General features: G+C 37.6%; 2 protein-coding genes. Both read right to left on the reverse strand.

Going from position 1 to position 2,148, the window contains the following annotated elements; genetic code table 11:
• The coding region (locus V7659_RS27065; protein ID WP_335543173.1) for an MFS transporter at positions 1-1,234 on the reverse strand (1,234 nt) is incomplete at its 3' end.
• A gap of 89 nt (positions 1,235-1,323) precedes the next feature.
• Positions 1,324-2,043: a purine-nucleoside phosphorylase gene (gene deoD / locus V7659_RS27070; protein WP_420491386.1), complete on the reverse strand. Its 720-nt coding sequence runs from the start codon at positions 2,041-2,043 to the stop codon at positions 1,324-1,326.
• Positions 2,044-2,148 lie beyond the last annotated feature (105 nt).

Here is a 2,148-nt window from a genome sequence, read left to right on the forward strand (position 1 = left end):
TGGCTACAGTATAAGCAATTCCGATCGATGCAGCAACATTAAGAATCAAATTAAAAAATCCGATAGCAGTTCCTGAATTTTCTTTTGCAATCGTGCTAATGCAGGAATCGAGCATTGGTGCGTACATAAACGCAAATGAACTAGAAAATAAAATCATGGATACAACAAAAATCACAACAGATGTTTTTACAAAAAATCCACCTAACAATAGACTTACAATAATACCAGCCATAGCAATGGTAATACATTGCCTGCTTCCCATCACTCTCGCAATTTTTCCTGAAAGTACTCCAACCGTTGCCGCTAATACATATGCTGGAATTAATATTAACGAAATGGTATCAAGCTTAAAACCATAAATTTTTTCAAGTAAAAACGGAAACAAGAAAATATACGCTAATTGAACTGAATAAATAACAAATGCGACTCCAAGCAACGAGAGAAACTGCTTATTTTTGAAAAACGAAATTCCGATGAAAGCTTTGGAATTCTTGCTGGTATAAGCAAGGAACAAGGCAAAAGTCACAATAACCACGAGAAGATAAATCCAGTAAAAATCCGTAATGTATAATAATAGCGCTGCAGAGATTACTCCAACTAAAAATAATCCTAATACATCCACATGAGTGTCCTTCCCCTCTTCCTTAGGAAGATATTTTAAAATGAAAGGAAGGATGAGAAGAGTGACTAATGGAACTAAAAATAAAGATGTCCAATGGAAATAGGTAGAAACATAACCACCAGTCAATGCACCGATAATCTGTGATAGTGCAAAGCTGCTCGTACTTAATCCTAAAAACTTCTTTTGTTCATTTGCAGGCAAATGTTTCGTTACAAAGATCACATAGAGTGTCTCAGCTGATGCCAAACCAGCTGTTTGAATAATCCTTGAAACAACTACCAGCAAAAACGATTGTTGAAAAATATAGCCCAAAACGGAACCGGCACAGATTAAAATAATCCCGACGCTAAATAGTTTTCTTAGACTAATAGAATCTGCCAAGGTCGCGTAAACTACTGCCCCAATTCCAATCACTAAACCAGCTAGGGTTGCCTGCCAGCTTACGGCTGTTGCTGAAATATGAAAATCCTTTGCCATATCGACAGAAATAATCTTAAACGAATTATCAATGACTAAACATAGTAGAAATAACAATAAGATAATAGGTACTGCTTTCTTGACATTATCTTCTTTAGCTTCTGCTATGGCCGCATTTGCACTAATTGTTGCCATACATTCCCCTCCTTACTATCTCTCTAAGTCATCAGTCCTTAATCACCTATTAGTCGGAATCAAATGCCTGACAATCCGATATTCAGTGCTTAAGCCAGCTCCAAGGCAATTTCCATCATATTGGTAAAAGCAACTTGTCTCTCTTCCGGTGTCGTTTGTTCATTTCGAATAATATGATCGCTTACTGTTAAAATCGTAAGTGCATTAACTCCCGCATAGGATGCATTCATATAAAGACCAGCCGTCTCCATTTCCGCACATAAAATCCCCATTTTACGCCACTTTTCCATGGCTGTTTCATCCGCATTGTAAAAAATATCGCTCGTAAGGACATTTCCAACATGTACAGGAAGACATTTTTGATCAGCTGTTTTTTTTGCTTTTTCCAATAAGGCAAAGGAGGCAATATTGGAAAACTCTCCAGGAAGATTGAATTGATGAACATAACGGGAATCTGTAGAAGCGCCCATGGCAAAAACGATATCATATAGATTCATATGGTCCTGCATGGCACCACAGGTACCAATGCGAATCAAATTCTTCACACCAAATACATGGATCAGCTCCCATGAATAAAGGCTCATACTCGGCATGCCCATTCCTGTTCCCATGACAGATATTTTCTTCCCTTTATAAGTTCCTGTGTATCCGAACATATTACGGACGGAGTTGAATTGAACGGCATTCTCTAAATACGTTTCGGCAATAAATTTTGCTCTTAATGGATCTCCCGGTAAAAGAATAGTTTCAGCAATCTCTACTCCTTTTGGTTTAATATGCGGGGTTTCCTTGTGTTTCGTTGTACTCATCATTGTTCTCTCCTTCTCATTGTTTACTAGGAAGTATTTGCGTTAGTATTATCACGTTTGTTTCCGCTGTCATCCTGCTGTATACAACTATACAACGTTGTATAG

This window comes from Neobacillus drentensis, from assembly GCF_036966985.1.
GTDB classification, from domain to species: Bacteria; Bacillota; Bacilli; order Bacillales; family Cytobacillaceae; genus Neobacillus; species Neobacillus drentensis_E.

Coding starts and splice junctions, on each gene's coding strand:
- deoD (WP_420491386.1), bottom strand. CDS start 2,043: ATGAGTACAACGAAACACAAGGAAACCCCGCATATTAAACCAAAAGGA.